Here is a 24,920-nt window from a genome sequence, read left to right as displayed (position 1 = left end):
GAGTTGAACACCATTTTTAAATAATTATTGTTTGTTCTCTAAACGTAATAATTCTTCAAACGATGCAATTGCTACTTCCACTTGGTCATCTGTTGGTTCTTTCGTTGTTAATAGTTGTAGCCATAACCCAGGATATCCAAGTACGCGTAATACGGGAATATCTCTTAATCGATTTGTAAATTGCAATACTTCAAAAGAAATACCAAGTACAACTGGAATTAATAAAATTCGGTTTATAACTCGTGCCCAAAGAGGATCTGTAGGGACTAGAAAATAAACGAACATTCCAATAATGACTGTAAATATAATAAAGCTACTGCCGCATCTATAATGGAGGCGAGTTTGCTTTTGAACGTATTCTACAGTCAGAGGAAGGTTATTCTCATAAGCATTGATTACCTTATGCTCTGCACCGTGATACTGAAATACCCGCTTAATAAGTGGGGTTAAAGAAATAAAGTATATATAGCTCAATAATAGCATGAGCTTAATGACACTTTCGACAATGATTTGCCCAGTATGAGATGGGAAAATCGGTCTCGTTAATTCAGCTAATAGTGCAGGAACTGCTGTGAAGATGACTTTACCGAATATGAAAGATAAAACGCCAACAGCTGCAACTCCTAATACCATCGTTAATTTTGATTGTTCTTCTTTTTTATTTGCAATTTGTTCATCATCTTCTGGGTGGACGTCAAATCGTTCTGAAGCGAAGTTTAAATGCTTTGCTCCATTCGCACTTGCATCCACAATAGCGGCAATACCTCGTAAAAATGGAATTTTTTTTAGGATAGATAATACTTTATTACGAACGCGTGGTAATCGATAAAATTCAATCGATTTATCTTTACGACGAACCGCTGTAACAGTATATTCTCTACCGCCAAACATAACTCCTTCTATGACCGCTTGCCCGCCATATATTTGTTTTGACTCTTCTGCCATGTTAACACCAACCTGTATTTGTTTCTCTCTTATGTAGAAAAAGAGGCAATTGTCATACTGGGTTCTGTCGTTTTGAAATAAGACAATCACCGAGTTTCCTTTATTTTATCGGCAAATACAAGTAGATGACAAGGGAAAATGTTATGAGAGTCGGACATTTCTTATTCTTTTTATAGACAAATTTCGCAGGATTTAAACATGCTTCAAAATAGTTTCGGGCATACTATTGAGCGGAGGTGTCGATGTGAGTCAAGAACAATTAGGAACAAGGAATTTTGTACAAATCGGTTTGTTTGGTGGAATCTTTTGGGGCGGGATATGGTATTTCCTTCATATATTTTCATTCACGGAGGCGGGACCGAATTATTTCCTTTTACCATTTGCGTTTGGAAGTTGGAAGGAAGGTGTATGGGGGAATGTGTCAGGAATAGTTTGTATGGGACTTCTTTCAATTTTGATTGCCTTTTTGTATAAAGCATTTTTTGCGAAGTTTGAAGGGATTATTGTGGGAATTATTTATGGATTATTTTGGTGGACATTACTGTTTTTGGGGATGGGTTTAATGGCTCCTGTTATTAAAAGTGCGCTCCATTTACCAAAAGAGACAATTGTAACGACAATATGTATTTTTATATTGTATGGTGTGTTTATAGCATATTCTGTTTCTTACGCAGTAAATAGCAATAAAGTAGAACAAGAAGGGCGAGAGAAGACGAACTATTCAAATAAGTAACTCCTATGTTAAAATATTGTATAGATATTTAATATTAAGGAGTTTTAAGAATATGAAAAAGTTACTCCTCGTAAACGGTCCTAACCTAAATCGCCTCGGTGTTCGTGAGGTAAATGTATATGGAAAGGGCACGCTAGCGACACTTGAAGCAGATATGAAGCAAGAAGCGGAAACAATGGGAGTGGAGTTAGAATGTTTCCAATCGAATCATGAAGGTGCCATTATCGACATTATTCATGAAGCGGAAGATATATATGAAGGGATCATTTTAAATCCGGGAGCATTTACGCATTATAGCTATGCGATTCGTGATGCCATTGCGAGCATTTCGATTCCTGTTATTGAAGTACATATTTCTAACATTCATCAGCGTGAATCGTTCCGTCACGAATCTGTGACGGCAGCTGTTTGTGCAGGACAAATTGTTGGATTTGGTTTTTATGGCTATAAGTTAGCGTTATTTGCATTAATGGAGAAATTGAGGGAGGCATAAAGTAATGGAGAAAATTGAAAGATTACGAAGTGCATTTGGTGAGGCTGGCATTGACGGTATTTTGTTAACAAATGAACATAGTCGTAGATATATGGCTAACTTCACAGGAACAGCAGGTGTAGTTCTTATTTCAAAAGATCGTGCGCAATTTATTACAGATTTCCGTTACGTCGAGCAGGCAAGTAAACAAGCGGTTGGATATGAGATTGTACAGCACGCAGGATTAATCATTGATGAAGTGGCAAAGCAAGTGAAAGAGCTTGGAATTCAAAAGCTTGGTTTTGAGCAAGATACTCTTACATATAGTTCTTATTCAGCGCATAAGGAAGCGATTGATGCTGAATTTATCCCAACTTCTGGACTTGTAGAAAAGTTACGCTTGATAAAGACTGATTCAGAGATTAAGATATTAAAGGAAGCTGCACAGATTGCAGATGCTGCCTTTGAGCATATTCTATCATTCATTCGCCCGGGAGTATCTGAAATTGAAGTGTCAAATGAACTTGAATTTTTCATGAGAAAACAAGGAGCAACATCTTCTTCGTTTGATATTATCGTTGCTTCAGGTCTTCGTTCGGCATTACCGCACGGCGTGGCATCTGAAAAAGTGATAGAAACAGGAGATTTCGTTACATTAGACTTCGGCGCTTATTACAAAGGATATTGCTCTGATATTACTCGTACGATTGCAGTCGGTGAACCATCTGATAAATTAAAAGAAATTTATAATATCGTTTTAGAAGCACAACTACGTGGTGTGAACGGTATTAAAGCTGGTTTAACAGGTCGCGAGGCTGATGCGCTAACGCGTGATTACATAACGGAAAAAGGATATGGTGAATACTTTGGACACTCTACTGGTCATGGAATAGGTCTTGAAATCCATGAAGCGCCAGGTTTAGCGTTCCGTTCTGATACAGTACTTGAACCCGGTATGGCTGTAACAGTAGAACCAGGTATTTATATTCCAGGTATTGGCGGCGTACGTATTGAAGATGATATCATTGTGACAAGTGAAGGTAATGAAGTAATTACGAAATCACCAAAAGAACTTATTATTTTGTAATACACAGGAGGATTTTTTTACATGATTTCAGTAAACGATTTTCGTACAGGTTTAACAATTTCAGTGGACAATGCCCTTTGGCAAGTACTTGATTTCCAACACGTAAAGCCAGGTAAAGGTGCTGCATTCGTTCGTTCTAAACTACGTAACATTCGCACAGGATCTGTTCAGGAGAAAACATTCCGTGCAGGTGAGAAAGTAGAAAAAGCACACATCGAAAACCGTCGTATGCAATACTTATACGCAAGTGGTGAGGCTCACGTATTTATGGATAACGGAACTTATGAGCAAATCGAGCTTGGTGAAAAACAAATCGAGCGCGAGCTTAAATTCCTAAAAGAAAACATGGAAGTAGCAATCATGACTTATCAAGGCGAAGTACTTGGTGTTGAACTTCCAAACACAGTTGAATTACAAGTTACAGAAACAGAGCCTGGTATTAAAGGTGATACTGCTTCTAACGTAACAAAACCAGCTACATTAGAAACTGGTCTTGTTGTACAGGTACCAATCTTCATTAACGAAGGCGAAATGCTTATCATCAACACTGGTGAAGGTAAATACGTTTCTCGTGCATAGTAGAAAAGCACTCGTGATAATTCACGAGTGCTTTTTTTATAGGAAATAGGGTAGATAGTAAATAGCTGTTATAATAAAACTGACTAAAACAAGTGAAAGAGTACCCATAATAGATGGAGTCAAAACAATTTGAAATGGTTTTATTTCGCCAGTCTCAACACCAGTTAATGTTTTACTTATTGCGTGATCTGTAATATTATTTCTATGGTTACTCATAATAATTAACCACATAATTGCAAATATTGCTAAACTACCAAGGAAAAATGTCTCTATAAATGACCAACCGACCAATAAGGAAAAAAGATAAATAAGAGCTAATTCTACTACAACGGTTAAACTAATTTTCAATGTCTTCATATTTTTCCCCCTCATTCTGTAATCTCAACCAGTTTAAAAAATTTTCACGTGACACGACATGCAAAGAGCAAGTTGACTTTACTTCTTTCTCTAGTGCAGCGTATTCGTCTGGAAACTTGTTTTCCACATGCAATGAAATATAAGGTAGTTTTTCTTGTGCTTTTAACGAGCGGGTATTATTCGTTTTAGCACCAGCAAATACGTAGGAAAGTTGTAAGTCTAAAAAGGCGATTTTAAAGATTTCTTTTTTAGCAGCCTCGTTATAGCCTTTTCCCCAGTACGGATAGCCGAGCCAACTACCAATGTGAGATTGCTTCTTCTCATCATTAATATGTTTAAGTGTGGTGAGGCCAATTATTTCATTCTCTTCATTCACAATCATTCTCGATAAGGATTTCTTTTGATGTTCTTCTTCTATTGCGAAAAGAAGAAATGCTTTTGTGTCTTCGATGTTTTCTACCGTTATCCCTAATGCATTTTTTATATGTGGATCACTTGATAGCTCGAAAATCACATTTGTATAGCGTAAATCGAGTGGTAATAAAGTAACGTGCTGCATGGTTTATACCCCTTTTAAACTAAATGTACCATAATATACCATAAAATAATATGAATATTCAGATTCTAATTCGGGCTTTAGAGAAAAATTATGTTTTTACTTCTGAAATAGACAACCTCTGCATATGGTTGTACAAATATATTCTTTTTAAGAATACGAAGTTAGTAACTGTTACGGGAGAAGGTGGAAGAATGAAACAGTGGCTAGCGGCAATGGAAACATCCGTGCTTGTTATGGGAGCACTTCGATTATTTTCAGGTAGTGCGGAGATATTTGCTGCTTTGCTTATGCTTTATGTGAATGATGCGAAGAAAGCGTTGTTTATAAATGGTATGTTAGCGTTTGTTGGACCTACCGTATTAATTTTAACAATGACAATTGGGATAGCGAGTGTAGCAAGTGAAATTTCTTTCTTGAAGCTCTTTTTTCTAGCGCTTGGAATTTGCTGTATTTTTATCGCATTACTGAAATAGTAAGTCGAGTATAGTGGGGAGAAGCCGATGAAAGAGGTATTAGAAGTTTTACCAAAAACGATGAAGTACTTAATTGAAGAATGTAAGCAATACGATGCTTTAGAGGAAATTCGTGTTCGAATTGGAAGACCGCTAGAGTGTATTGCACACGGAAAGGTGTTTTTTTATGACTATATCACTACTGCAGAGGATGCTATTTACTTACTGAATAAGTTAAGTCAATTCTCAATTTATACGATGGAAGAGGAATTAAAACGTGGGTATGTGACACTTCGCGGGGGGCATAGAATCGGATTAGCGGGAAAAGTCATTACAGAAAAAAGCGCAGTGAAAATGATTCGTGATGTCTCTTCCTTTAATATTCGTATTGCTCGTCAAAAAATAGGGATTGCTGAACCGCTTTTGCCATATTTGTATGAAAAAAGATGGTTAAACACGATGGTAATTGGCCCTCCGCAAACGGGAAAAACGACACTTTTAAGAGATGTAGCTCGTTGCATGAGTCAAGGAGTAAGTGCTTCGGAAATTCCTTCTTGTAAAGTGGGGATCGTTGATGAACGGTCAGAAATTGCTGGCTGTGTGAAAGGGATCCCGCAATATGATTTTGGTACCCGAGTCGATGTGTTAGACGCGTGTCCAAAGGCAGAAGGAATGATGATGATGATTCGTTCTATGAGTCCTGATATTTTGATCGTAGATGAAATTGGCCGTAAAGAAGATAGTGAAGCAATTATGGAGGCAGTGCATGCAGGTGTTCAGCTTTTTATAAGTGCACACGGATTTTCCTATGAGGATGTTGTGAGACGTCCATCGCTAAAGGCAGTGCTAGAGCTTGGTATATTTGATAGGTTTGTGGAGTTGTCAAAAGCGAGGGGTCCAGGAACGGTCATGCAGGTGAAAGATAAATATGGAAAACCAGTGTTATCAAGTAGAAAGGCTGAGGGCGTATGGTGAAAATATTCGGTGCAGTGTTAATCGTTGCGGTCAGCACCTTTTTCGGGTTTTCATACGCTAAAAGATATAGTGAGAGGCCGAGGCAACTTAGATTATTAAAATCAGCACTTCAATCATTAGAAGCAGAAATTATGTATGGACACACACCTTTATCTGAGGCTGCCGAGCGATTAGTTAAACAAATGCCAAAGCCATTAAATTGGATATTTCAAAGTTTCGCCAGAAGACTACAAAGCGGGGAACAAACAGTAAGAGAAGCGTGGATAGATAGTTTGAAAGAGAACTGGAAGTTAACTGCATTTCAACAAACTGAGTATGAAATACTGCAGCAATTTGGTGAAACGCTCGGACAACATGATCGTGAATCACAACAAAAACATATTCGCTTATGTATTACACATTTGGAGAGAGAAGAAGGAGAAGCGAAAGCGCTACAACTGCAATACGAAAAAATGATTAAGAGCTTAGGGGTACTAGCAGGGCTACTTATTGTAATTTTACTGCTATAGGGGGGAGAAAGGCGATGTCCATTGATGTTGGATTAATATTTCAAATCGCCGGAATCGGCATTGTTTTAGCTTTCATTCATACTGTACTAAAAGAATTAAAGCGGGAGGATATTGCAAATTGGGTTATCCTTGTCGGTTTTGTCGTCATTTTATTTCATGTTGCATTTTTAATTAACACGCTATTTGACAAGATTAAAAGTGTCTTTCTCTTCCAGTAAAGGAGGCGGTTCGAATCGAAATTATACAAATTGTCGGATTAGGCCTCGTTGCTACGTTTTTAGCTGCTGTTTTGAATCAGCATAAATCTAGTATTACATCTTTATTTATTGTGTTCGTAGGTAGCGTGATGTTTCTTATTTTAATCGATCAAATTCATTCTATTTTACAAATGATTGAGAGAGTAGCAAGTGAAGCGAAAGTTAGTAACGTCTACGTGGAAACGTTACTAAAGATTATTGGAATTGCTTATATTGCTGAGTTTGGAGCCCAAATTACAAAAGATGCTGGTCAAGGTGCCATCGCTTCGAAAATTGAACTTGCTGGGAAAATCTTAATTCTCGTTATGGCGATTCCTATTTTGACGGTTGTAATTGAAACTATTCTCGGATTTTTACCGACGGGATAAGGGGGAGTGAATGTTGAGGAGGTTTGGAGCTAAGCTGCTATTTGCTTGCTTCCTTTTCTTTTCTTTACCGGTTGTTGTACAAGCTTCTCCTGTAGAAACAAACGTCGTTGATCAACAATTGGATAAGCTCGGAATTGAAGATGTGAAGCAATTTTGGGACGGGCTTGTTACAAAATATGGAGGCTATTTGCCAGAGAGTCAAAAAGGGAGCTTTATGGAGTTTGTAAAGGGAGAAAAAGAATTCTCTCTAAAAGAGTGGATGATAGGGTTATTAAAATATTTATTTCATGAGCTTGCTGCTAATGGAAAACTGCTTGGCACACTTATTATGCTCACAATCTTTAGTGCATTGTTGCAATCACTGCAATCCGCTTTTTCAAAAAGTAGCGTAAGTAAAATTGCTGATGCTGTTGTGTATATGGTACTTATTATTTTTGCTTTAAATAGTTTTTATGTCGTTATGACATATGCAAGAGAAACGATACAAACAATGGTAGATTTCATATTAGCGTTATTGCCAATTTTGCTGGCGCTTATAGCAACTGGGGGCGGGGTTGTATCTGTATCATTTTTTCATCCGGTTATCATTTTCTTAATGAATACGAGTGGGCTTCTTATGAATTATATCGTTCTACCACTTTTATTACTGGCAACGATATTAAGTATTGTAAGTACAATGAGTGATCAATATAAAGTGACGAAATTATCCAAGCTTCTGCAAAACGTTAGCGTAGGGATTATCGGTGTCTTTTTAACAATTTTTTTAGGAGTATTATCTGTACAAGGGACAGCAACAGCTGTTGCTGATGGAATAGCTGTGAAAACTGCTAAATTTGTAACAGGAAACTTCATTCCAGTAGTTGGAAGGATGTTTACAGAAGCGGCAGATACTGTTATTAGCGCATCAGGATTATTGAAAAACACAGTCGGAATTATTGGGCTCGTCATTTTATGCTTAATTGTTGCTTTTCCAGCGATTCAAATTTTCTGTATTGCATTTATTTATAAATTCGCAGCAGCAGTATTGCAACCGGTTGGCGGCGGAGCAATTATTCAATGTTTAGACATTATTGGACGAAGCATCATTTACGTATTTGCTTGCTTAGCTATCGTATCATTTATGTTCTTTTTAAGTATTACAATTATTATTGCTGCGGGGAATATTACACTTATGATGCGGTAGGAGGTGAAGAGTATGCAATTTGTTACAGAGTGGATCAGAAATATTATCGTTTTTTTGCTCTTAGCAACAATGCTTCATCTTATTCTTCCAAATTCGAATTTGCAAAAATACGTTAAATTCGTTGTAAGTCTTTTGTTAGTTGTATTAATTTTAACGCCCCTTTTTAAACTATTGCAGACAGATGTAAATGAAGTAATTGCAAATTTTAATGAAGAAAAGTACGTAGCAGAAGGATCTGTAAAAAATTCAATAGATTCGAAGAAAAAAGAAATACAAGCTCTAACACGTGCATATAGTTTAGAAGAGATGGCTACCAAAATGAAAAAAGAAGTAGGAAAAGAGTTTGAGAAAAAGTATGGTATGACTGTCTCTGAAATACAAATAGTCGCAGCAGAAAATACAGAAGAAGTAAAGTCAGCGAAAGATATTCAATCTGTTGTTGTGACGTTGAAAGAAAAAGAACGTAGTAAAAATGATGCAATCGAAACAGTAAAGCCAATTGAAATTAACACGAAAGAGCCGCCAAAAAAAGTGGAAGAAACGAATGTAGAAATGAAAGATTTCTTTTCAAGCAGGTGGCAACTAGAGGGTAAACAAATCCAAGTTCAAATGGAAGGGAGGACAGGTAGAGTAAATGGACAATAAAGATAAAAATTCGAAGTTCTCATTTTTTCGAAACTTATTGAATGGGGATCAAAAAGAAAGCAACGAGAAGGGTAAAAAGGTAACACCTAAGTTTTTACTTGTCCTACTCATACTTGGAATTTTGCTTATGTTTTCTAGTAGTCTCTTTTCAAGTAAAAAAGAAGAAGTACCTGTATTTAAAGAACAAAAAACTCAAAATCAAGAAAAAGACGTACCAACTTTCGGACAAAAAAGTAATGATAGTATGTCAAATGTAGAAAAATATGAAAAAGCGTATGAACAAGAATTAAAAACTGCTTTAGAAGAAATAGCAGGAGTAAAAGACGTAACGATTAAAGTGAATTTAGATTCATCTGAAGAAAAAATTTTAGAAAAAAATACAGTGAAACGCTCACAAACAACAGGTGAAACAGATAAAACAGGCGGTAAGAGAGAAGTAGAGGACGAGTCTCTTGATGAAAAGACTGTCATTATACGTGAAGGGGATAAAGAAACTCCTGTTGTTTTACGAACAGAGAAGCCGAAAGTACGTGGTGTTCTTGTCGTAGCAAAGGGAGTGGATAATATACAAGTTAAAGCAATGGTAAAAGAAGCTGTGATAAGGCTGCTAGATGTACCGGCCCATCGCGTTTCAGTTTCACCGAAAAATTGATAGGGAGGAAATAAAGTGTTAAAAAAACAAACAGTTTGGTTATTAACGATGTTAAGTTTAGTTGTTGTACTATCTGTGTATTACGTGACAACTCCTGACAAAATGAATACAGCATCGCCGGCAACAGGTGAAAAGATTGGACAAGAAAAACAAGGTACTGATAAAGCAGTAACAAACGAAGCGCCTAAAGAAACTCCGAAAAAAGAAAATACAAGCAAGGAAACAACAAATAAAGAAACAGACAAAAAAGAAAATGCAAAAAAAGAAACAAGTAAAAAAGAGGGCAATGTATCAGTTCAATCAAGTGATGAGAATTTCACAGCTTTACGTATGCAAATGGAAGATCAGCGTAGTGAACAAAAAGCAAAATTACAAGAAGTGATGAGTTCAACAAAAGCTTCAGCAACAGAAAAGAATAAAGCAAAAGAAAATTTTGATGCCATTACGACAATGGAAACGAAGCAAGAATTACTTGAGACAGTAATTAAATCTCAAGGAGGATATCCAGATGCTCTTGTAAGAGCTGATGGTACTGACATTAGAGTAACGGTTAAAGCGGCAAAACATTCACAGAAAGAAGCAAATAAAATTATTCAACTTGTAAGAAGTGAAGGCGGATCAAAAGATGTAGGTGTGAAATTTGATCCACCAGCGAAATAAGTGAAACTTTAATCCGCAGGGATTTCCCTGCGGATTATTATCTTTTACTAAGCAAAGGGTATGCAAATAGTAAAATAGAGTATGTAAGTAAATGTGTGAATAGAAAAAAGCTATCATTTTCGATAGCTTTTTTCTATTTCGTCTTTGTAGTTATTTTTACTATGTTCAACTCGGAATGGAGAAACACGTTGCGAGTAAAAGATTAATGGTTCATGGTACTGATGATTACTTTTTCCGGATTTGACGTGGATGCAAAGAACACATGCCCAAACGATTACAGCAGGTAAAAAGAGAATGAGCCATATCATATTTCCACACCTCGACACAATATATTTTCTACACTTTGAACATACTATTCTTATATGAAGGAATGATGAACGGCGTGTAAACAAAAAAATAATATTTGGTAAAAATATGTTATTGACTATAGGTGTAGTGAAGAGTGGAGAGGGAATGGCATGTTTGCTGTGTAACGTTTTGCTAAAGTAGTGAATGTTTTTTAAGAAGTGGTCTTGCCAATTTCATGTGAAACTTGGTATTATTACTAGGTATTAAATTTTTATTGGAATAATATTTTTACAGGAGTTTCGATTTATTATAAAGAAATATAAATTGGAATGTTTAAAAAATTTATCGTAAGATGGAAATAGTAAATATTTCTATTAGTTAATGAAATATATTTTCTAATAGAATACATCGTATTTTTACAGTCAATCTAGTTTTCGTGACGAGAATCTGTAAAAACGGGACAAACAAGAGTATGGGAGTGGATTTTACATGTTTAAAATTCAAGAAGTTCGTGAATTAATTAAATTAATTGATAGCTCTAATATTGATGAATTTGAATACAAAAAAGACGGTACAACAATCAAAATGAAAAAGCGTGGTAATGAAGTTGTTGCTGTGCAAGCACCTGCAGCAAAACAAGCTATGCAACCAGTAGCGCCTGTTGAAGTTGAAACGACAGTAGCAGCAGCGCAAGCAGAAGCGCCAAAACAAGAAGAGAAGAAAACTGTTCAAGATGAAAACCTACATAAGATCACCTCACCAATGGTAGGTACATTCTATTCTTCTTCTTCACCTGATACACCTCCATATGTAAGTGTTGGGGATAGAGTATCGAAAGATTCTATCGTATGTATTGTCGAGGCTATGAAGTTATTTAACGAAATTGATGCTGATGTAGAGGGCGAAATTGTTGAAATTCTTGTTAATAACGGACAGCTTGTTGAGTATGGACAACCGCTATTTCTTGTAAAAGCGTAATAAGGGAGTCTTTGTGATGATAAAAAAAGTATTAATAGCCAATCGTGGGGAAATTGCTGTACGAATTATTCGTGCTTGTAAAGAAATGGATATTGAAACAGTTGCAATTTATTCAGAAGCAGATAAAGAGTCACTTCACGTACAGATTGCAGACGAGGCGTATTGTGTAGGACCAACGATTTCGAAAGAAAGCTATTTAAATTTGACGAACATTATTAGCGTTGCGAAGTTAACAGGCTGCGATGCTATTCATCCGGGATACGGATTTTTAGCAGAGAATGCAGATTTCGCAGAGTTATGCCGTGAATGTAACTTGATTTTTATCGGTCCAAGTCCAGAAGCTATTTCAAAGATGGGCACAAAAGACGTTGCTCGTGATACAATGAAAGAAGCAGGGGTTCCGATTGTACCAGGTTCACAAGGGATTATTAAAAATACCGAAGAAGCGATCGAGCTTGCTAATCAAATTGGATATCCAGTTATTATTAAAGCGACTGCAGGTGGCGGCGGAAAAGGTATTCGTGTTGCACGCCATGAAGAAGAGCTTATAAAAGGAATTCAAATTACACAGCAAGAAGCTAGTACCGCTTTTGGGAACCCTGGTGTATACTTAGAAAAGTACGTTGAAGATTTCCGCCATGTTGAGATTCAAATAATGGCAGATACACACGGAAATGCCATTCATTTAGGAGAGCGTGATTGTACAATTCAGCGCCGTTTGCAAAAACTATTAGAAGAAAGTCCATCACCTGCACTTGATGAAGATATTCGCAAGCAGATGGGTGAAGCGGCAGTTAAAGCGGCGGTAGCGGTTGATTATACAGGTGCTGGTACGGTTGAGTTTATTTATGAATATAAAACGAAAACCTTTTATTTCATGGAGATGAATACGAGAATTCAGGTTGAGCATCCGGTTACTGAAATGGTAACGGGAATGGACTTAATTAAAGAACAAATTCTTGTTGCTTCAGGAGAAAAGTTATCGTTACAGCAAGAAGAAGTACAATTTAATGGTTGGGCAATTGAATGTCGAATTAATGCGGAAAACCCTGCCAAAAAATTTATGCCATCTCCAGGTAAAGTAGAAATGTACTTACCACCAGGAGGATTTGGTATTCGCGTCGATTCAGCTGTATATCCGGGATATTCAATCCCACCTTTCTATGATTCGATGGTTGCTAAATTAATTGTTCACGGAAAAACACGTGAAGAGGCAATTGCAAAAATGAAGCGCGCACTTAGTGAATTTGTCATTGAAGGCGTACATACAACAATCCCGTTCCATTTGCAATTGCTAGATCATCCTGATTTTGTAAAAGGTGAGTTTAATACGAAATTTTTGGAAGAGCATGAACTTGTGACGCAGTGATACATTAAAGGAGGTTTTTTTCATGGCTGAACATATGTTAGATATGGGTCAAGATACAACTCTTGGTAAAGTAGAAATTGCACCAGAAGTAATTGAAGTAATTGCAGGTATTGCAGCTGCTGAAGTAGAAGGTGTAGCGGCAATGCGCGGTAATTTTGCTACAGATGTTGTTGAGAAGTTAGGTAAGAAAAATCATGGTAAAGGTGTAAAGGTTGAATTAGCAAACGAAGATATTATCGTTGACCTTTATGTTGTAATGTATTTTGGTGTAGCAATTCCAGTTGTTGCACAAAAGATTCAAGACAATATTCGCCAAGCACTCTTTACGATGACAGGACTTGAGCCAAAAGAAGTGAATGTTCACATCGTTGGCGTAACATTCGAAACACAAAAAACAGAAATCGAACCAGTGTAAGAATGAAAAGGTGCCTAGTAACATAGGCATCTTTTTTATCGTTTCATTTCTTCACAAATTACAACCCTCTAATTATTATACTATTTCAAAAAATAAGAAATAAACAAGAAAATGTGTCGTTTTTCCAAAAAACGTACATTGTGATAAGATATGGAACTTGAAGTTAATCTTTTTATTATTTTTCAGCCTTGTAACCCGTGTGTGAAACGATAAATTGTGTTATTATCATTGTATTATAAGGTTGGAAAATCAATGAAAACTGTAAGAGTAAGTGAATTGACGGCTTATAAATTATAATAATATAACAAAGTATAAGGAAAGACTTGAAGCATAAAGGAGAGTTACAATGAAACGTAGGACGGCTAGAGAAAGAGCAATGCAAGCATTATACCAAATGGATATTACAGGTGAATTAGAACCGAAAGTAGCAGTGGAAAACACGCTAGATGAAGGCGAAGAAACAAATGAGTTTCTAGAGTCACTTGTAGTAGGTTTTGTAGAAAATAAAGAAGCAATCGATGAAGCGATTCGTCAAAACTTAAAAAAGTGGAAGCTTGAGCGTATTAGCATTGTTGATCGCAGTATTTTACGTGTAGCTGTGTATGAAATGAAATACATGGAAGAAATTCCACACAACGTAACAATTAACGAAGCAATTGAAATTGCCAAAACATTTGGGGATGAGGAATCTCGTCGTTTTATTAACGGCGTTTTATCTAATATAAAAGATACACTGTAAATTCTTTAAGGGGGAATCTTAAAATGGTAGCAGTAATCATCAAAGGAAATGAAGTTGCGGAGAAAAAACGAGCACAATTAACAGAAGAAGTTGTGAAGTTGAAAGAGCAAGGTATTGTACCAGGATTAGCAGTTATTTTAGTTGGAGAAGATCCAGCATCTCGTTCTTATGTGAAAGGAAAAGAAAAAGGCTGTGAACAAGTAGGGATTTACTCAGAGCTAATTGAACTTCCTGAAACAATTACTGAGGAACGTTTGCTTGCTGAAATCGATCGCTTAAATGGCGATGACCGTATTAATGGCATATTAGTGCAATTACCTTTACCAAAACATATTGAAGAAAAAGCTATCATTGAAAGAATTTCACCAGAAAAGGATGTAGACGGATTTCACCCAATCAGCGTGGGACGTATGATGACGGGACAAGATACATTCCTTCCATGTACACCGCATGGTATTGTAGAATTAGTAAAAGAAACAAATCTTGATATTTCTGGAAAACATGTAGTAGTAATTGGAAGAAGTAATATTGTCGGTAAACCAGTGGGGCAATTGTTTTTAAATGAAAATGCAACTGTCACATATTGTCATTCTAAGACGCAAAATATGAAAGAGTTATCGAAGTTAGCTGATATTTTAATCGTAGCTGTTGGACGACCTAAAATGATAACAGCGGATTATATTAAAGAAGGAGCGGTTGTAATTGACGTTGGTGTTAACCGTTTAGAAACAGGAAAACTTTGTGGTGATGTTGACTTTGACAACGTGTTAGATGTTGCGGGTTACATTACACCTGTGCCAAAGGGTGTTGGTCCAATGACAATCACAATGCTTCTTCATAATACTGTTGAATCTGCCAAACGTGCAGGTGTCGTTTGTAAATAATTTGAGTCGGCTATGAGGAGAGAGAAATGGAGAAGCAATATTTAACCGTTACAGCGTTAACACGCTATATAAAAACAAAAATAGAATATGATCCGCATTTGCAGTCTGTTTGGTTAAAAGGTGAAATTTCCAACTTTAAAAATCATAGCCGTGGCCACATGTATTTTACATTGAAAGATGAAAATGCAAGAATCGCAGCGGTTATGTTTGCGGGTCATAATCGTAATATTAAATTCAAACCTGAAAATGGGATGAAGGTACTCGTGAAGGGGAAAATCTCTGTTTACGAGGCGAGTGGTTCTTATCAAATTTATATTCAAGACATGCAGCCTGACGGAGTCGGAAATTTACATTTAGCGTACGAACAGTTAAAAGTTCGCTTAGAAGAAGAAGGACTTTTTTCTCAAGTTTATAAAAAAGCAATTCCTCCTTACGCTAAAACGATAGGTGTGATTACGTCGCCAACAGGAGCAGCGATTCGTGATATTATAACAACGATTAAACGTCGTTATCCAATTGGGAATGTTATTGTATTTCCGGTACTTGTACAAGGGGAGTCAGCGGCTCCCTCGATTGTACAAGCGATTCGTACAGCGAATGAAATGGGAGAGATAGATGTACTAATCGTTGGTCGTGGTGGAGGTTCTATTGAGGAATTATGGGCTTTCAATGAGGAAATGGTTGCAAGAGCAATCTTTAAGAGTGAAATTCCTATTATTTCGGCAGTAGGCCATGAAACGGATTTTACAATCGCAGATTTTGTTGCAGATTTACGCGCGCCAACACCGACTGCAGCAGCTGAGCTAGCAGCACCTAATATTATAGAGTTACAAGAAAAGGTATTACAAAGAACTCTGAGATTGCAAAGAGCAATGAAAGAGTTAGTACATAAAAAAGAAGAAAAACTACAAGTGTTGCAAAAATCGTATGCGTTCCGTTATCCAAGACAAGTATATGAGCAAAAGGAAGAGCAATTAGATAGAGCGCTAGAACAGCTTGTTTTAGCGAAAGAGCGCTATATTGATAAAAAGGTGAATCAGTTAAAGCAACTTTCATTTTATTTAGAGAAGCACCACCCATCTCAAAAAATTATTCAAACGAAGGTAGCTGTTGAAACGTTGCAAAAGCAATTACAACGTGAAATGCAAACGTTACTTCAAACGAAAGAATTTGCCTTTGTAAGAGCTGCTCAAAAACTTGAAGCGTTAAGTCCGCTTAAAGTAATGATGAGAGGGTACGGGCTTGTATATGATGAAGAGAAGCAAGTGTTAAAAAGTGTGAAAGATGTAAGCCTTGGAGATGCTGTTTCAGTTCAATTACAAGATGGAATACTAGATTGTAGCGTATCAGGCATAGAGGAGCGTGAATTGAATAATGGAAAATAAATTAAGCTTTGAAGAGGCAATTTCGCAACTTGAGCATCTTGTTTCTAAGCTAGAACAAGGTGACGTACCTTTAGAAGAAGCGATTTCTTATTTTAAAGAGGGTATGGAATTATCTAAGCTTTGTGATGAGAAGTTGAAGAATGTACAAGAACAAATGGCAGTTATTCTTGGGGAAGATGGAGAGCTTGAACCGTTTACTGCTTTAGGAGATGAAGCATAGTGACGATTGCTTTTGATACTTTTTTGAAGGAAAGTAAAACTTTCGTAGAAGAGAAACTTGTAAGCTATGCAAATGAATTACAATGTCCAAATGTACTTCGTGAAGCGATGGCATATTCTTTAGAAGCGGGTGGAAAACGTCTCCGCCCGTTACTTTTGTTTGCAACATTACAAGCGTTTGGGAAAGAAAGAAATCTTGGAGTAGGTGCAGCTTGTGCTCTTGAAATGATTCATACATATTCGTTAGTTCATGACGATTTACCTTGTATGGATGATGATGATTTAAGAAGAGGAAAGCCCACAAATCACAAAGTATTTGGTGAAGCGATGGCAGTTTTAGCAGGAGATGGCTTATTGACGTATGCTTTTCAAGTTATTATGGCATATGAGCAAAAAGAAATTTCTGCAGAAAAAAAAGTAAGACTTGTACTTGAACTTGCAAAAGCAGCAGGACCAGAAGGAATGGTTGGCGGACAAGTGGCAGATATGGAAGCTGAAGGGAAACGCCTTACGATTGATGAATTGGAGTACATCCATAAACATAAGACCGGAAAACTGCTTGAATTTGCTGTACTTGCGGGTGCGATACTTTCTGATGCGACAGAAGAGCAAGAAGAAAAGTTGCTTACGTTTGCTAAATATATCGGTCTAGCTTTCCAAATTCGAGACGATATTTTAGATGTCGAAGGCACCGAAGAAGAGATTGGAAAACCGATTGGTAGCGATCTTTCTAATGAAAAGAGCACATATACGACGTTGTTTACTGTAGATAGAGCAAAGGATATTTTAGAAGAAACAATTGCAGAAGCAAAAGGTGCAATTAGCTCCTTGCAATTACAAGATGAATATTTACTATCTATTTGCGATTTGATTGCAAAACGTAATAACTAATATAACAGCGTTTTCATTTGTTGAGTCATTCATCATTTTATGATATAAATGTAGGAAAAGGTTTTTCTTTTCTTGTTATTGGCAAAAATATATGTAGATTACATTGCCGTTATCACTTCGTGTTAGCGGCTATTTTTTTCATCGCCTAAAGAAATATGGTTTATAATAGGATTAAGGCGCAATAGACTGGTTAATAGCGGGACAAGACGAAAAATAGAAAAGAGAATTTCTTGTTTTGTGTAAATGTTTTTTATAATATTTGACATGTTGACAGATTATGAAATGAAAGTGAGTGATCCATGTGGATCTAACGCAAATTCAAAACCCTAGTTTTTTGAAAGATATGTCTATCAGTGAACTAGAGGGATTGAGTGAGGATATTCGTAAGTTTTTAATTGAAGAGCTCTCTCAAACAGGTGGACATATTGCACCTAATTTAGGTGTAGTAGAACTCACAATTGCTCTGCACAAATTATTTGATAGCCCGCAAGATAAATTTTTATGGGATGTAGGACATCAATCCTATGTACATAAAATTTTAACTGGACGCGCGAAAGAGTTTGGTACATTAAGGCAATATCAAGGTCTATGTGGTTTCCCGAAACGTTGCGAGAGTGAGCATGATGTATGGGAAACTGGTCATAGCTCGACTTCGTTATCGGCTGCAATGGGAATGGCTCTGGCACGTGATTTAAAGAAAACGAAAGAATATGTTATACCAATTATTGGAGATGGTGCTTTAACAGGTGGAATGGCCTTAGAGGCATTGAACCATATTGGACATGAAAAAACAGACATGATTGTTATTTTGAATGATAATGAAATGTCAATTGCACCAAACGTTGGTGCGCTTCATAATGTACTCGGTCGTTTACGTACCGCAGGAAAATATCACTGGGTAAAAGATGAATTAGAGTATATATTAAAGAAAATCCCAGCAGTTGGCGGGAAAGTGGCTGCGACAGCAGAGAAAATAAAAGATAGTCTTAAATATTTACTAGTATCTGGTGTCTTTTTCGAAGAGTTAGGCTTTACATATTTAGGTCCAGTCGATGGGCATGATTATGAAAAGTTATTCGAAACGTTGCAATATGCAAAGAAAACAAAAGGCCCAGTACTTGTTCACGTTATTACGAAAAAAGGAAAAGGTTATAAACCGGCTGAGAGTGACGTTATTGGAACTTGGCATGGAACAGGACCTTATAAAATTGAATCAGGTGACTTCGTTAAGCCAAAAGAAGTTGCACCAGCATGGAGTGCTGTCGTTAGTGAAACAGTACTTAAGCTAGCGAGAGCGGATGAGCGTATCGTAGCAATTACACCTGCAATGCCTGTTGGATCAAAACTTGAGAAATTCCAAAAAGAATTCCCAGATCGTATGATTGATGTAGGTATTGCAGAACAGCACGCTACAACAATGGCAGCAGGTATGGCAACGCAAGGAATGAAGCCATTCTTAGCAATTTATTCGACATTTTTACAAAGAGCATATGACCAAGTTGTTCATGATATATGCCGCCAAAATTTAAATGTTTTCATCGGAATAGATCGCTCGGGATTAGTAGGAGCAGATGGTGAAACGCATCAAGGCGTATTTGATATCTCATTCTTACGTCACTTGCCGAATATGGTGCTTATGATGCCGAAAGATGAAAATGAAGGGCAACATTTAGTTTATACGGCGATGCAATATGAAGATGGACCAATCGCATTGCGTTATGCTCGTGGTAATGGACTTGGCGTTCATATGGATGAAGAATTAAAGGCGATTCCAATCGGTACGTGGGAGACGTTAAAAGAGGGTACACAAGCAGCTATTTTAACGTTTGGTACGACAATACCAATGGCAATGGAAGCAGCTGAGCGTCTTGAAAAAGCTGGGGTTTCAGTGAAAGTAGTGAATGCTCGCTTTATTAAACCAATGGATGAAGCATATTTACATGATCTTCTAGGGAAGAATATACCGATTTTAACGATTGAAGAAGCTTGTTTAATCGGTGGTTTTGGAACAGGAGTAGTTGAATTTGCATCTGAAAATGGTTACCATAGTGCATTAGTTGAACGAATGGGTATTCCAGACCGCTTCATAGAGCACGGAAGTGTAACAAAATTATTAGAAGAAATTGGTTTAACGACAGATGCTGTTGTAGACCGTATTCATACAATGATTCCATCAAAACAAAAAAGGGCGTAACAAATGAGCGTAAAAAAAGAAAGAGTAGATGTACTATTAGTAGAGCGAGGACTTATAGAAACGCGTGAGAAAGCAAAGCGCGCCATTATGGCCGGACTCGTATATGCAAATGAGATGAGACTTGATAAGCCAGGAGAGAAAATCTCGCAAGATACTGAGATTACGGTGAAGGGACAAGTTATGCCGTATGTAAGTCGTGGTGGTTATAAACTTGAAAAGGCATTAGAGACATTTCATCTTGATTTACAAGATAAAGTTATGATAGATATTGGTTCATCAACTGGTGGCTTTACAGATTGCGCGCTTCAAAATGGAGCGAAATTATCTTATGCATTAGATGTAGGATACAATCAGCTAGCGTGGAAATTACGTCAAGATGAGCGTGTTGTTGTAATGGAACGAACAAACTTCCGTTACGTGACACCAGCAGACTTAGAACGTGGTTTACCTCAATTTGCAAGTATTGATGTTTCATTTATATCATTAAAGCTTATACTGCCAGTTTTAAAAACAATGCTTATGCCTAACGGAGATGTAGCAGCGTTAATTAAACCGCAGTTTGAAGCTGGAAGAGAGCAAGTTGGGAAAAAAGGTATCGTTCGTGATAGAAAAGTACATGAAGCTGTTGTAGAGATGATTGTCGAGTTTGCTTTAAAAGAGGGCTATGATGTGGAAGGTTTAACATTCTCACCAATTACGGGTGGGGATGGTAATATTGAATTTTTAATTCATCTGAAATGGCATGGTGAACGTGAGAATGGCGAAAATCATTCTCCGATTTCTATAGAGCAAGTTGTTACAGAAGCGCATGACGTTCTAAAACAAAAAGGGAAAGGGGAATAACATATGTTGTTCCTCTTTTTGCTGTAATTGTATAATGATTGTAAAAACAATTGTGTACAAGAAACGAATTATAAGTTAACATAAATAAGTGAAGTATACCAATGTTTAAACTATGGTAAGAGATAGTGTGAGGTGCAAATGTATGAATAAAGGTCAGCGCCATATTAAAATCAGGGAAATTATTGCAAACAAAGAAATTGAAACACAAGATGAATTAGTTGATATTTTACGTAATGAGGGATTTAATGTAACGCAAGCAACAGTATCGCGCGATATTAAAGAACTGCACTTAGTGAAGGTGCCATTACATGATGGGCGCTATAAATATAGCTTGCCAGCAGATCAACGATTTAACCCGTTACAAAAATTAAAACGAAATCTAGTGGATTCATTTGTAAAATTAGACACGGCAGGACATATGCTTGTGCTAAAAACATTGCCTGGTAACGCTCATTCACTTGGAGCACTTATTGATCATTTAGAGTGGGATGAGATCATCGGAACCATCTGTGGTGATGATACTTGCTTAATTATTTGCCGTACACCTGACGATACAGGTGTTGTCTCTGATCGTTTCTTAAATATGTTGTAACAAAAAATCTTGTTTGCTTTCCATCGTAAAGTGGGAAGTGAACAAGATATTTTTATTGGTCAAAAATATGATTTTTCAATTGTAATATAATATTTTGTTTGCATAAAGTTAGAAAATAGATGGATTGACCCGTAAAACAAATGTTTGGTACAATGAAGCGGGTTAGAAGAGTATATACATACAAATATATAGCATGATTATTTGAATGAAGAAATGAGAAAATCCTTTAGTAAGGGATTATTTTATAACGAGGTGAATGGGGCATTGTTATCGGAATTATCGATTAGAAACTTTGCTATTATTGAAGCATTAAATATTTCTTTTCAAAAAGGTTTAACGGTTTTAAGCGGTGAAACAGGGGCCGGAAAATCGATTATTATTGATGCGATTAGTTTACTTGTAGGTGGCCGTGGGTCAGCAGAATTTGTTCGATATGGAACAGAAAAGGCTGAGATTGAAGGGCTGTTTTATGTTGAAGATGATAAGCATCCATGTATTGAAAAGGCAGAAGAGTTAGATATAGAAATAGAAGATGGCATGATTATTTTAAAGCGTGATATTGCTGCGAACGGGAAGAGTGTATGTCGTGTAAATGGGAAGCTTGTTACACTTAGCATATTAAAAGAAATTGGGAAAACACTTGTTGATATTCATGGACAGCATGAAACGCAAGATTTAATGAATGAAGAACGACATCTGTTTATGCTTGATCACTTTGATGGGGATCGAATCGTTAAACAACTAGACATATATCAAAACGTATACGCTGACTATGAAAAATTAAAAAAACAATTGAAATCGTTAAGTGAAAATGAACAACAGATGGCACATCGCTTAGATTTAATTCAATTTCAGCATGAAGAAATTCGCAAAGCCGATTTAAAGATGGATGAAGAAAATGAATTAACTGAGGAACGATTGCAAATTTCTAATTTTGAAAAGATTTATAAAGCATTAGGTGATGCATATCGTTCATTGAGTGCTGACGGACAAGGATTAGATAATGTAAGAAGCGCAATGGGACAAATGGAAAGTATTACACATTTAGATGAAATGTATCAAGAGAATCATGATTCAATTGCAAATAGCTATTACTTATTAGAAGAGGTTGCATATCAACTGAGAGAAAAGCTCGATATGATGGAATATGATCCAAATCGTTTAGATGAAATCGAAACACGTTTGAATGAAATTCGTATGCTAAAGAGAAAATATGGAAATACTGTAGAAGAGATTTTAGCGTATGCAGATAAAATTGAACAAGAAATATTTACAATTGAAAATAAAGACGTTCATATTGAAACGACGAAGAAACAGTTGAAGGAATTAGAAAGTGTTATTCTGAAAGAAGCAACGTTGTTAAGTAATATGCGTCATGAGCTTGCAGAACACCTTACAAATGCAATTCATCAGGAATTAAAAGAATTATATATGGAAAAAACGAAATTTGAAGTGAGAATTATGAAGAGAGAAGGAAATGCAGAAGAACCCCTTGTGGAAGGTGCACCGGTAAGACTTACGGCAGATGGTTACGATCATGTGGAATTTTATATTTCGACGAACCCAGGAGAGCCGCTAAAACCACTTTCAAAGGTTGCTTCTGGCGGAGAGTTATCTCGTATCATTTTAGCTTTAAAAAGCATTTTTTCTAAGCATCAAGGGGTTGCATCTGTTATTTTTGATGAAGTGGATACGGGTGTAAGTGGCCGGGTCGCACAGGCTATTGCTGAAAAAATTTATCGAGTATCAGTAAACTCGCAAGTACTTTGTATTACGCACTTACCTCAAGTAGCTTCAATGGCAGATTCGCATTTATTTATTCGAAAACAAGTAGCGAATGATCGGACAATTACATCAGTTACTGTTTTAACTATGGAGGATAAAGTAACAGAAATAGCTCGAATGATTTCTGGTGTGGAAATCACAGATTTAACGACGGAGCATGCGAAAGAATTACTTACGCAAGCGCATCATTTTAAACAGACAGCAGAGGCTATCCAGTAATGGATAGCTTTTTTTCTCAAATGACGATTTCTTAATTCTTCCGGTTATAAATAAAGCATTGCAAGGAGAGATTAAAAAGTGAAGCCAAGAGGCTGAATGTGGGGTAGGAGCGAGGAGAGTGAACAAGTTGAAATTAGAAAAATTTCGAAAAATAATAGGTCTTTGTCTCCTTGTTTCTTTAGTTTTTATTGGATGTTTTAAACCGCTTCGAACGTTTATTTCATCACCGAAACAACTTGTTGTTTTTGAAGGACAACAATCAGAAATATCATCATTACCAGTTTTCAAAGCTTCATCCACAAATCGTCATGTATTTACAGTGAGTTCGAATGAACAAAAACAAGGACTTATGGTAAATTCTCATCAAAATGGTGAAGCTGATATGGTATTTCAGCTTGCGGGTTTTCCAGTGAAAAAAGTAAATGTGAAAGTGTTAAAAGATTTTAAAGTGATTCCAGGTGGACAATCAATTGGTGTGAAATTAAATACAAAAGGTGTACTTGTTGTAGGCCATCATTTAATTCAAACTGAAAAAGGTAAAATATCTCCTGGTGAAACAGCAGGTGTACAAATTGGAGATATGATTACTGAAATTAATGGTAAAACCATTGAAAGAATGAGTGATGTAGCACCGTTTATTCATAATAGTGGAGAAACAGGTGAACCGCTTAATCTTGTATTGCTAAGAGATGGAAAATATATTCGCACGAAGCTAACGCCGCAAAAAGACAATGGTGAAGCGTCTTATCGAATTGGCTTGTATATCCGTGATTCGGCAGCTGGAATTGGAACGATGACATTTGTTCATCCGGATTCTATGAAATACGGGGCGCTTGGTCATGTTATTTCTGATAATGATACAAAAAAGCCGATTCAAGTCGAAGATGGACAAATTATGCGCTCGACAGTTACATCAATTGAAAGAGGCAGTCATGGGAATCCAGGCGAGAAATTAGCAAGATTTTCACCAGATCGTGAAGTGATTGGCAATATTACAATTAATAGTCCATATGGTATTTTTGGAAAATTAAATACGAATATGAAAAACGGTATAATGGATAAAGCAATGCCTATCGCATTATCTCATCAAGTAAAAGAAGGACCGGCAAAAATATTAACAGTTATTGATCAAGATAAAGTAGAAGCGTTTGATATTGAAGTCGTTAGTACAGTGCAGCAAAAATTCCCAGCTACAAAGGGTATGGTAATAAAAGTAACAGATAAACGTCTATTAGCGAAAACGGGCGGTATCGTACAAGGAATGAGTGGAAGTCCAATTGTACAAAATGGAAAAGTAATTGGTGCTGTTACACATGTATTTGTAAATGATCCAACATCAGGATATGGTGTTCATATTGAATGGATGTTACATCAAGCTGGAATTAATATTTATGATCAAGAGAAAAAAGCGAGCTAATACATATTAGCTCGCTTTTTCTGTTGAAAAATTCGTTGAAATTTTGTAAAAGCTCCGCAAGAGGTGTTTTTTGTTGTAAAATAAAAGAAAAGGGTTGAACGTTTCGTTGTATTTCTATGATGGAATGTGTTGCGAAAGGGAATAAATGAGCGATAAACATATTTTTTTGTGATTTTATCGGAAAGTAAGAAACTTTAAAAGGGAATTTTCACACAATTGTCGAACAATTCATGTAGCCTAGAAGGATACACATGTCGGAGAATCGATTC

Annotated in this window: 30 protein-coding genes; 26 read left to right on the top strand and 4 right to left on the bottom strand. The window is 36.5% G+C overall.

Annotated features, from left to right (window positions below; genetic code table 11):
• Positions 1-24: 24 nt before the first annotated feature.
• Positions 25-945, bottom strand: a complete 921-nt coding sequence (locus ACS2FK_RS02655) for a DUF1385 domain-containing protein (protein WP_063548624.1) — start codon at positions 943-945, stop codon at positions 25-27.
• 244 nt (positions 946-1,189) lie between these two features.
• On the opposite strand from ACS2FK_RS02655, the gene ACS2FK_RS02650 reads away from it, so the two are divergent.
• Genes ACS2FK_RS02650 through efp form a run of 4 tightly spaced genes read left to right on the top strand, consistent with a single transcriptional unit; the run spans position 1,190 to position 3,816 of the window.
• Positions 1,190-1,678: a YqhR family membrane protein gene (locus tag ACS2FK_RS02650; protein WP_063548622.1), complete on the top strand. Its 489-nt coding sequence runs from the start codon at positions 1,190-1,192 to the stop codon at positions 1,676-1,678.
• A gap of 52 nt (positions 1,679-1,730) precedes the next feature.
• Complete coding sequence (gene aroQ / locus ACS2FK_RS02645; RefSeq protein WP_000735140.1) at positions 1,731-2,171, top strand: type II 3-dehydroquinate dehydratase; 441 nt, start codon at positions 1,731-1,733, stop codon at positions 2,169-2,171.
• 4 nt (positions 2,172-2,175) lie between these two features.
• Positions 2,176-3,237 (top strand): Xaa-Pro dipeptidase, encoded by a 1,062-nt coding sequence (pepQ, locus tag ACS2FK_RS02640; RefSeq protein WP_000411057.1) that lies wholly within the window; start codon positions 2,176-2,178, stop codon positions 3,235-3,237.
• A gap of 21 nt (positions 3,238-3,258) precedes the next feature.
• A complete protein-coding gene (gene efp, locus ACS2FK_RS02635) occupies positions 3,259-3,816 on the top strand; it encodes an elongation factor P (RefSeq protein ID WP_000626513.1) in 558 nt (185 codons plus the stop codon).
• Between the two features lie 36 nt (positions 3,817-3,852).
• Here efp and ACS2FK_RS02630 read toward each other — a convergent pair whose 3' ends face one another.
• On the bottom strand, positions 3,853-4,173 hold the full coding sequence (locus ACS2FK_RS02630; protein WP_063548620.1) for a hypothetical protein: 321 nt from the start codon (positions 4,171-4,173) through the stop codon (positions 3,853-3,855).
• Positions 4,154-4,732, bottom strand: a complete 579-nt coding sequence (locus ACS2FK_RS02625; protein ID WP_023522996.1) for a GNAT family N-acetyltransferase — start codon at positions 4,730-4,732, stop codon at positions 4,154-4,156. The genes ACS2FK_RS02630 and ACS2FK_RS02625 overlap by 20 nt, the downstream gene beginning before the upstream one ends.
• Before the next feature lie 191 nt (positions 4,733-4,923).
• Here ACS2FK_RS02625 and ACS2FK_RS02620 point away from each other — a divergent pair, with 191 nt between their 5' ends.
• From ACS2FK_RS02620 to ACS2FK_RS02580, 9 genes are read left to right on the top strand one after another with little or no spacing between them, the layout of a single operon-like run.
• Positions 4,924-5,205, top strand: coding sequence for a YqhV family protein (locus ACS2FK_RS02620; RefSeq protein ID WP_000816050.1), 282 nt, complete (start codon positions 4,924-4,926; stop codon positions 5,203-5,205).
• A 27-nt stretch (positions 5,206-5,232) separates the two neighbouring features.
• On the top strand, positions 5,233-6,159 hold the full coding sequence (gene spoIIIAA, locus ACS2FK_RS02615) for a stage III sporulation protein AA (RefSeq protein ID WP_000665907.1): 927 nt from the start codon (positions 5,233-5,235) through the stop codon (positions 6,157-6,159).
• On the top strand, positions 6,153-6,668 hold the full coding sequence (gene spoIIIAB, locus ACS2FK_RS02610) for a stage III sporulation protein SpoIIIAB (protein ID WP_000238703.1): 516 nt from the start codon (positions 6,153-6,155) through the stop codon (positions 6,666-6,668). Before spoIIIAA ends, spoIIIAB begins: the two co-directional genes overlap by 7 nt.
• Before the next feature lie 14 nt (positions 6,669-6,682).
• Positions 6,683-6,886, top strand: a complete 204-nt coding sequence (spoIIIAC, locus tag ACS2FK_RS02605) for a stage III sporulation protein AC (RefSeq protein WP_000020914.1) — start codon at positions 6,683-6,685, stop codon at positions 6,884-6,886.
• Positions 6,887-6,909: 23 nt separating this feature from the next.
• Positions 6,910-7,293, top strand: coding sequence for a stage III sporulation protein AD (gene spoIIIAD, locus ACS2FK_RS02600; RefSeq protein ID WP_077393170.1), 384 nt, complete (start codon positions 6,910-6,912; stop codon positions 7,291-7,293).
• Between the two features lie 10 nt (positions 7,294-7,303).
• Positions 7,304-8,476, top strand: coding sequence for a stage III sporulation protein AE (spoIIIAE, locus tag ACS2FK_RS02595; RefSeq protein WP_000946113.1), 1,173 nt, complete (start codon positions 7,304-7,306; stop codon positions 8,474-8,476).
• A 12-nt stretch (positions 8,477-8,488) separates the two neighbouring features.
• Entirely contained in the window at positions 8,489-9,121 is a 633-nt protein-coding gene (gene spoIIIAF, locus ACS2FK_RS02590) for a stage III sporulation protein AF (protein ID WP_001161037.1), read from the top strand.
• Positions 9,111-9,773: a stage III sporulation protein AG gene (gene spoIIIAG, locus ACS2FK_RS02585; protein WP_000368890.1), complete on the top strand. Its 663-nt coding sequence runs from the start codon at positions 9,111-9,113 to the stop codon at positions 9,771-9,773. Before spoIIIAF ends, spoIIIAG begins: the two co-directional genes overlap by 11 nt.
• 15 nt (positions 9,774-9,788) lie before the next feature.
• Positions 9,789-10,433 carry a SpoIIIAH-like family protein gene (locus ACS2FK_RS02580; protein ID WP_000914710.1) on the top strand — a complete coding sequence of 215 codons (645 nt, stop codon included), beginning with the start codon at positions 9,789-9,791 and terminating at the stop codon, positions 10,431-10,433.
• A 113-nt stretch (positions 10,434-10,546) separates the two neighbouring features.
• On the opposite strand, the gene ACS2FK_RS02575 is transcribed toward ACS2FK_RS02580, so the two are convergent.
• Positions 10,547-10,741, bottom strand: coding sequence for a hypothetical protein (locus tag ACS2FK_RS02575; RefSeq protein WP_002000935.1), 195 nt, complete (start codon positions 10,739-10,741; stop codon positions 10,547-10,549).
• Positions 10,742-11,210: 469 nt separating this feature from the next.
• Between ACS2FK_RS02575 and accB the strand changes: the two genes are divergently transcribed.
• From accB to spoIVB, 13 genes are all read left to right on the top strand, one after another.
• Positions 11,211-11,699 carry an acetyl-CoA carboxylase biotin carboxyl carrier protein gene (gene accB / locus ACS2FK_RS02570; RefSeq protein ID WP_000472863.1) on the top strand — a complete coding sequence of 163 codons (489 nt, stop codon included), beginning with the start codon at positions 11,211-11,213 and terminating at the stop codon, positions 11,697-11,699.
• A 16-nt stretch (positions 11,700-11,715) separates the two neighbouring features.
• Entirely contained in the window at positions 11,716-13,068 is a 1,353-nt protein-coding gene (gene accC / locus ACS2FK_RS02565; protein ID WP_000592870.1) for an acetyl-CoA carboxylase biotin carboxylase subunit, read from the top strand.
• A 22-nt stretch (positions 13,069-13,090) separates the two neighbouring features.
• The gene (locus ACS2FK_RS02560) at positions 13,091-13,483 is read left to right on the top strand and encodes an Asp23/Gls24 family envelope stress response protein (protein ID WP_000807630.1); all 393 of its coding nucleotides are present in this window, start codon (positions 13,091-13,093) and stop codon (positions 13,481-13,483) included.
• Positions 13,484-13,829: 346 nt separating this feature from the next.
• Positions 13,830-14,222 (top strand): N utilization substance protein NusB, encoded by a 393-nt coding sequence (nusB, locus tag ACS2FK_RS02555; protein ID WP_000830247.1) that lies wholly within the window; start codon positions 13,830-13,832, stop codon positions 14,220-14,222.
• A gap of 23 nt (positions 14,223-14,245) precedes the next feature.
• Positions 14,246-15,106 (top strand): bifunctional methylenetetrahydrofolate dehydrogenase/methenyltetrahydrofolate cyclohydrolase FolD, encoded by an 861-nt coding sequence (gene folD / locus ACS2FK_RS02550; RefSeq protein ID WP_000226732.1) that lies wholly within the window; start codon positions 14,246-14,248, stop codon positions 15,104-15,106.
• Positions 15,107-15,132: 26 nt separating this feature from the next.
• Complete coding sequence (gene xseA / locus ACS2FK_RS02545; protein WP_000415244.1) at positions 15,133-16,491, top strand: exodeoxyribonuclease VII large subunit; 1,359 nt, start codon at positions 15,133-15,135, stop codon at positions 16,489-16,491.
• A complete protein-coding gene (gene xseB, locus ACS2FK_RS02540) occupies positions 16,481-16,711 on the top strand; it encodes an exodeoxyribonuclease VII small subunit (RefSeq protein WP_000428423.1) in 231 nt (76 codons plus the stop codon). Before xseA ends, xseB begins: the two co-directional genes overlap by 11 nt.
• Positions 16,711-17,601 (top strand): (2E,6E)-farnesyl diphosphate synthase, encoded by an 891-nt coding sequence (gene ispA, locus ACS2FK_RS02535; RefSeq protein WP_000150374.1) that lies wholly within the window; start codon positions 16,711-16,713, stop codon positions 17,599-17,601. The genes xseB and ispA overlap by 1 nt, the downstream gene beginning before the upstream one ends.
• A gap of 301 nt (positions 17,602-17,902) precedes the next feature.
• The gene (gene dxs, locus ACS2FK_RS02530; protein WP_000366452.1) at positions 17,903-19,795 is read left to right on the top strand and encodes a 1-deoxy-D-xylulose-5-phosphate synthase; all 1,893 of its coding nucleotides are present in this window, start codon (positions 17,903-17,905) and stop codon (positions 19,793-19,795) included.
• Positions 19,796-19,798: 3 nt separating this feature from the next.
• Entirely contained in the window at positions 19,799-20,638 is an 840-nt protein-coding gene (locus ACS2FK_RS02525) for a TlyA family RNA methyltransferase (protein ID WP_000111874.1), read from the top strand.
• A gap of 142 nt (positions 20,639-20,780) precedes the next feature.
• Positions 20,781-21,230, top strand: coding sequence for an arginine repressor ArgR (gene argR / locus ACS2FK_RS02520; RefSeq protein ID WP_001032580.1), 450 nt, complete (start codon positions 20,781-20,783; stop codon positions 21,228-21,230).
• A gap of 264 nt (positions 21,231-21,494) precedes the next feature.
• Positions 21,495-23,234: a DNA repair protein RecN gene (gene recN / locus ACS2FK_RS02515; protein WP_000947734.1), complete on the top strand. Its 1,740-nt coding sequence runs from the start codon at positions 21,495-21,497 to the stop codon at positions 23,232-23,234.
• 118 nt (positions 23,235-23,352) lie between these two features.
• Complete coding sequence (gene spoIVB / locus ACS2FK_RS02510; protein ID WP_063548618.1) at positions 23,353-24,651, top strand: SpoIVB peptidase; 1,299 nt, start codon at positions 23,353-23,355, stop codon at positions 24,649-24,651.
• Positions 24,652-24,920: the final 269 nt, after the last annotated feature.

The sequence above is a fragment of the Bacillus cereus group sp. BceL220 genome, from assembly GCF_051776965.1.
GTDB classification, from domain to species: domain Bacteria; phylum Bacillota; class Bacilli; order Bacillales; family Bacillaceae_G; genus Bacillus_A; species Bacillus_A cereus.
The sequence above is the reverse complement of the archived record's forward strand: the minus strand, read 5'-3'. Positions and strand labels throughout refer to the sequence as shown.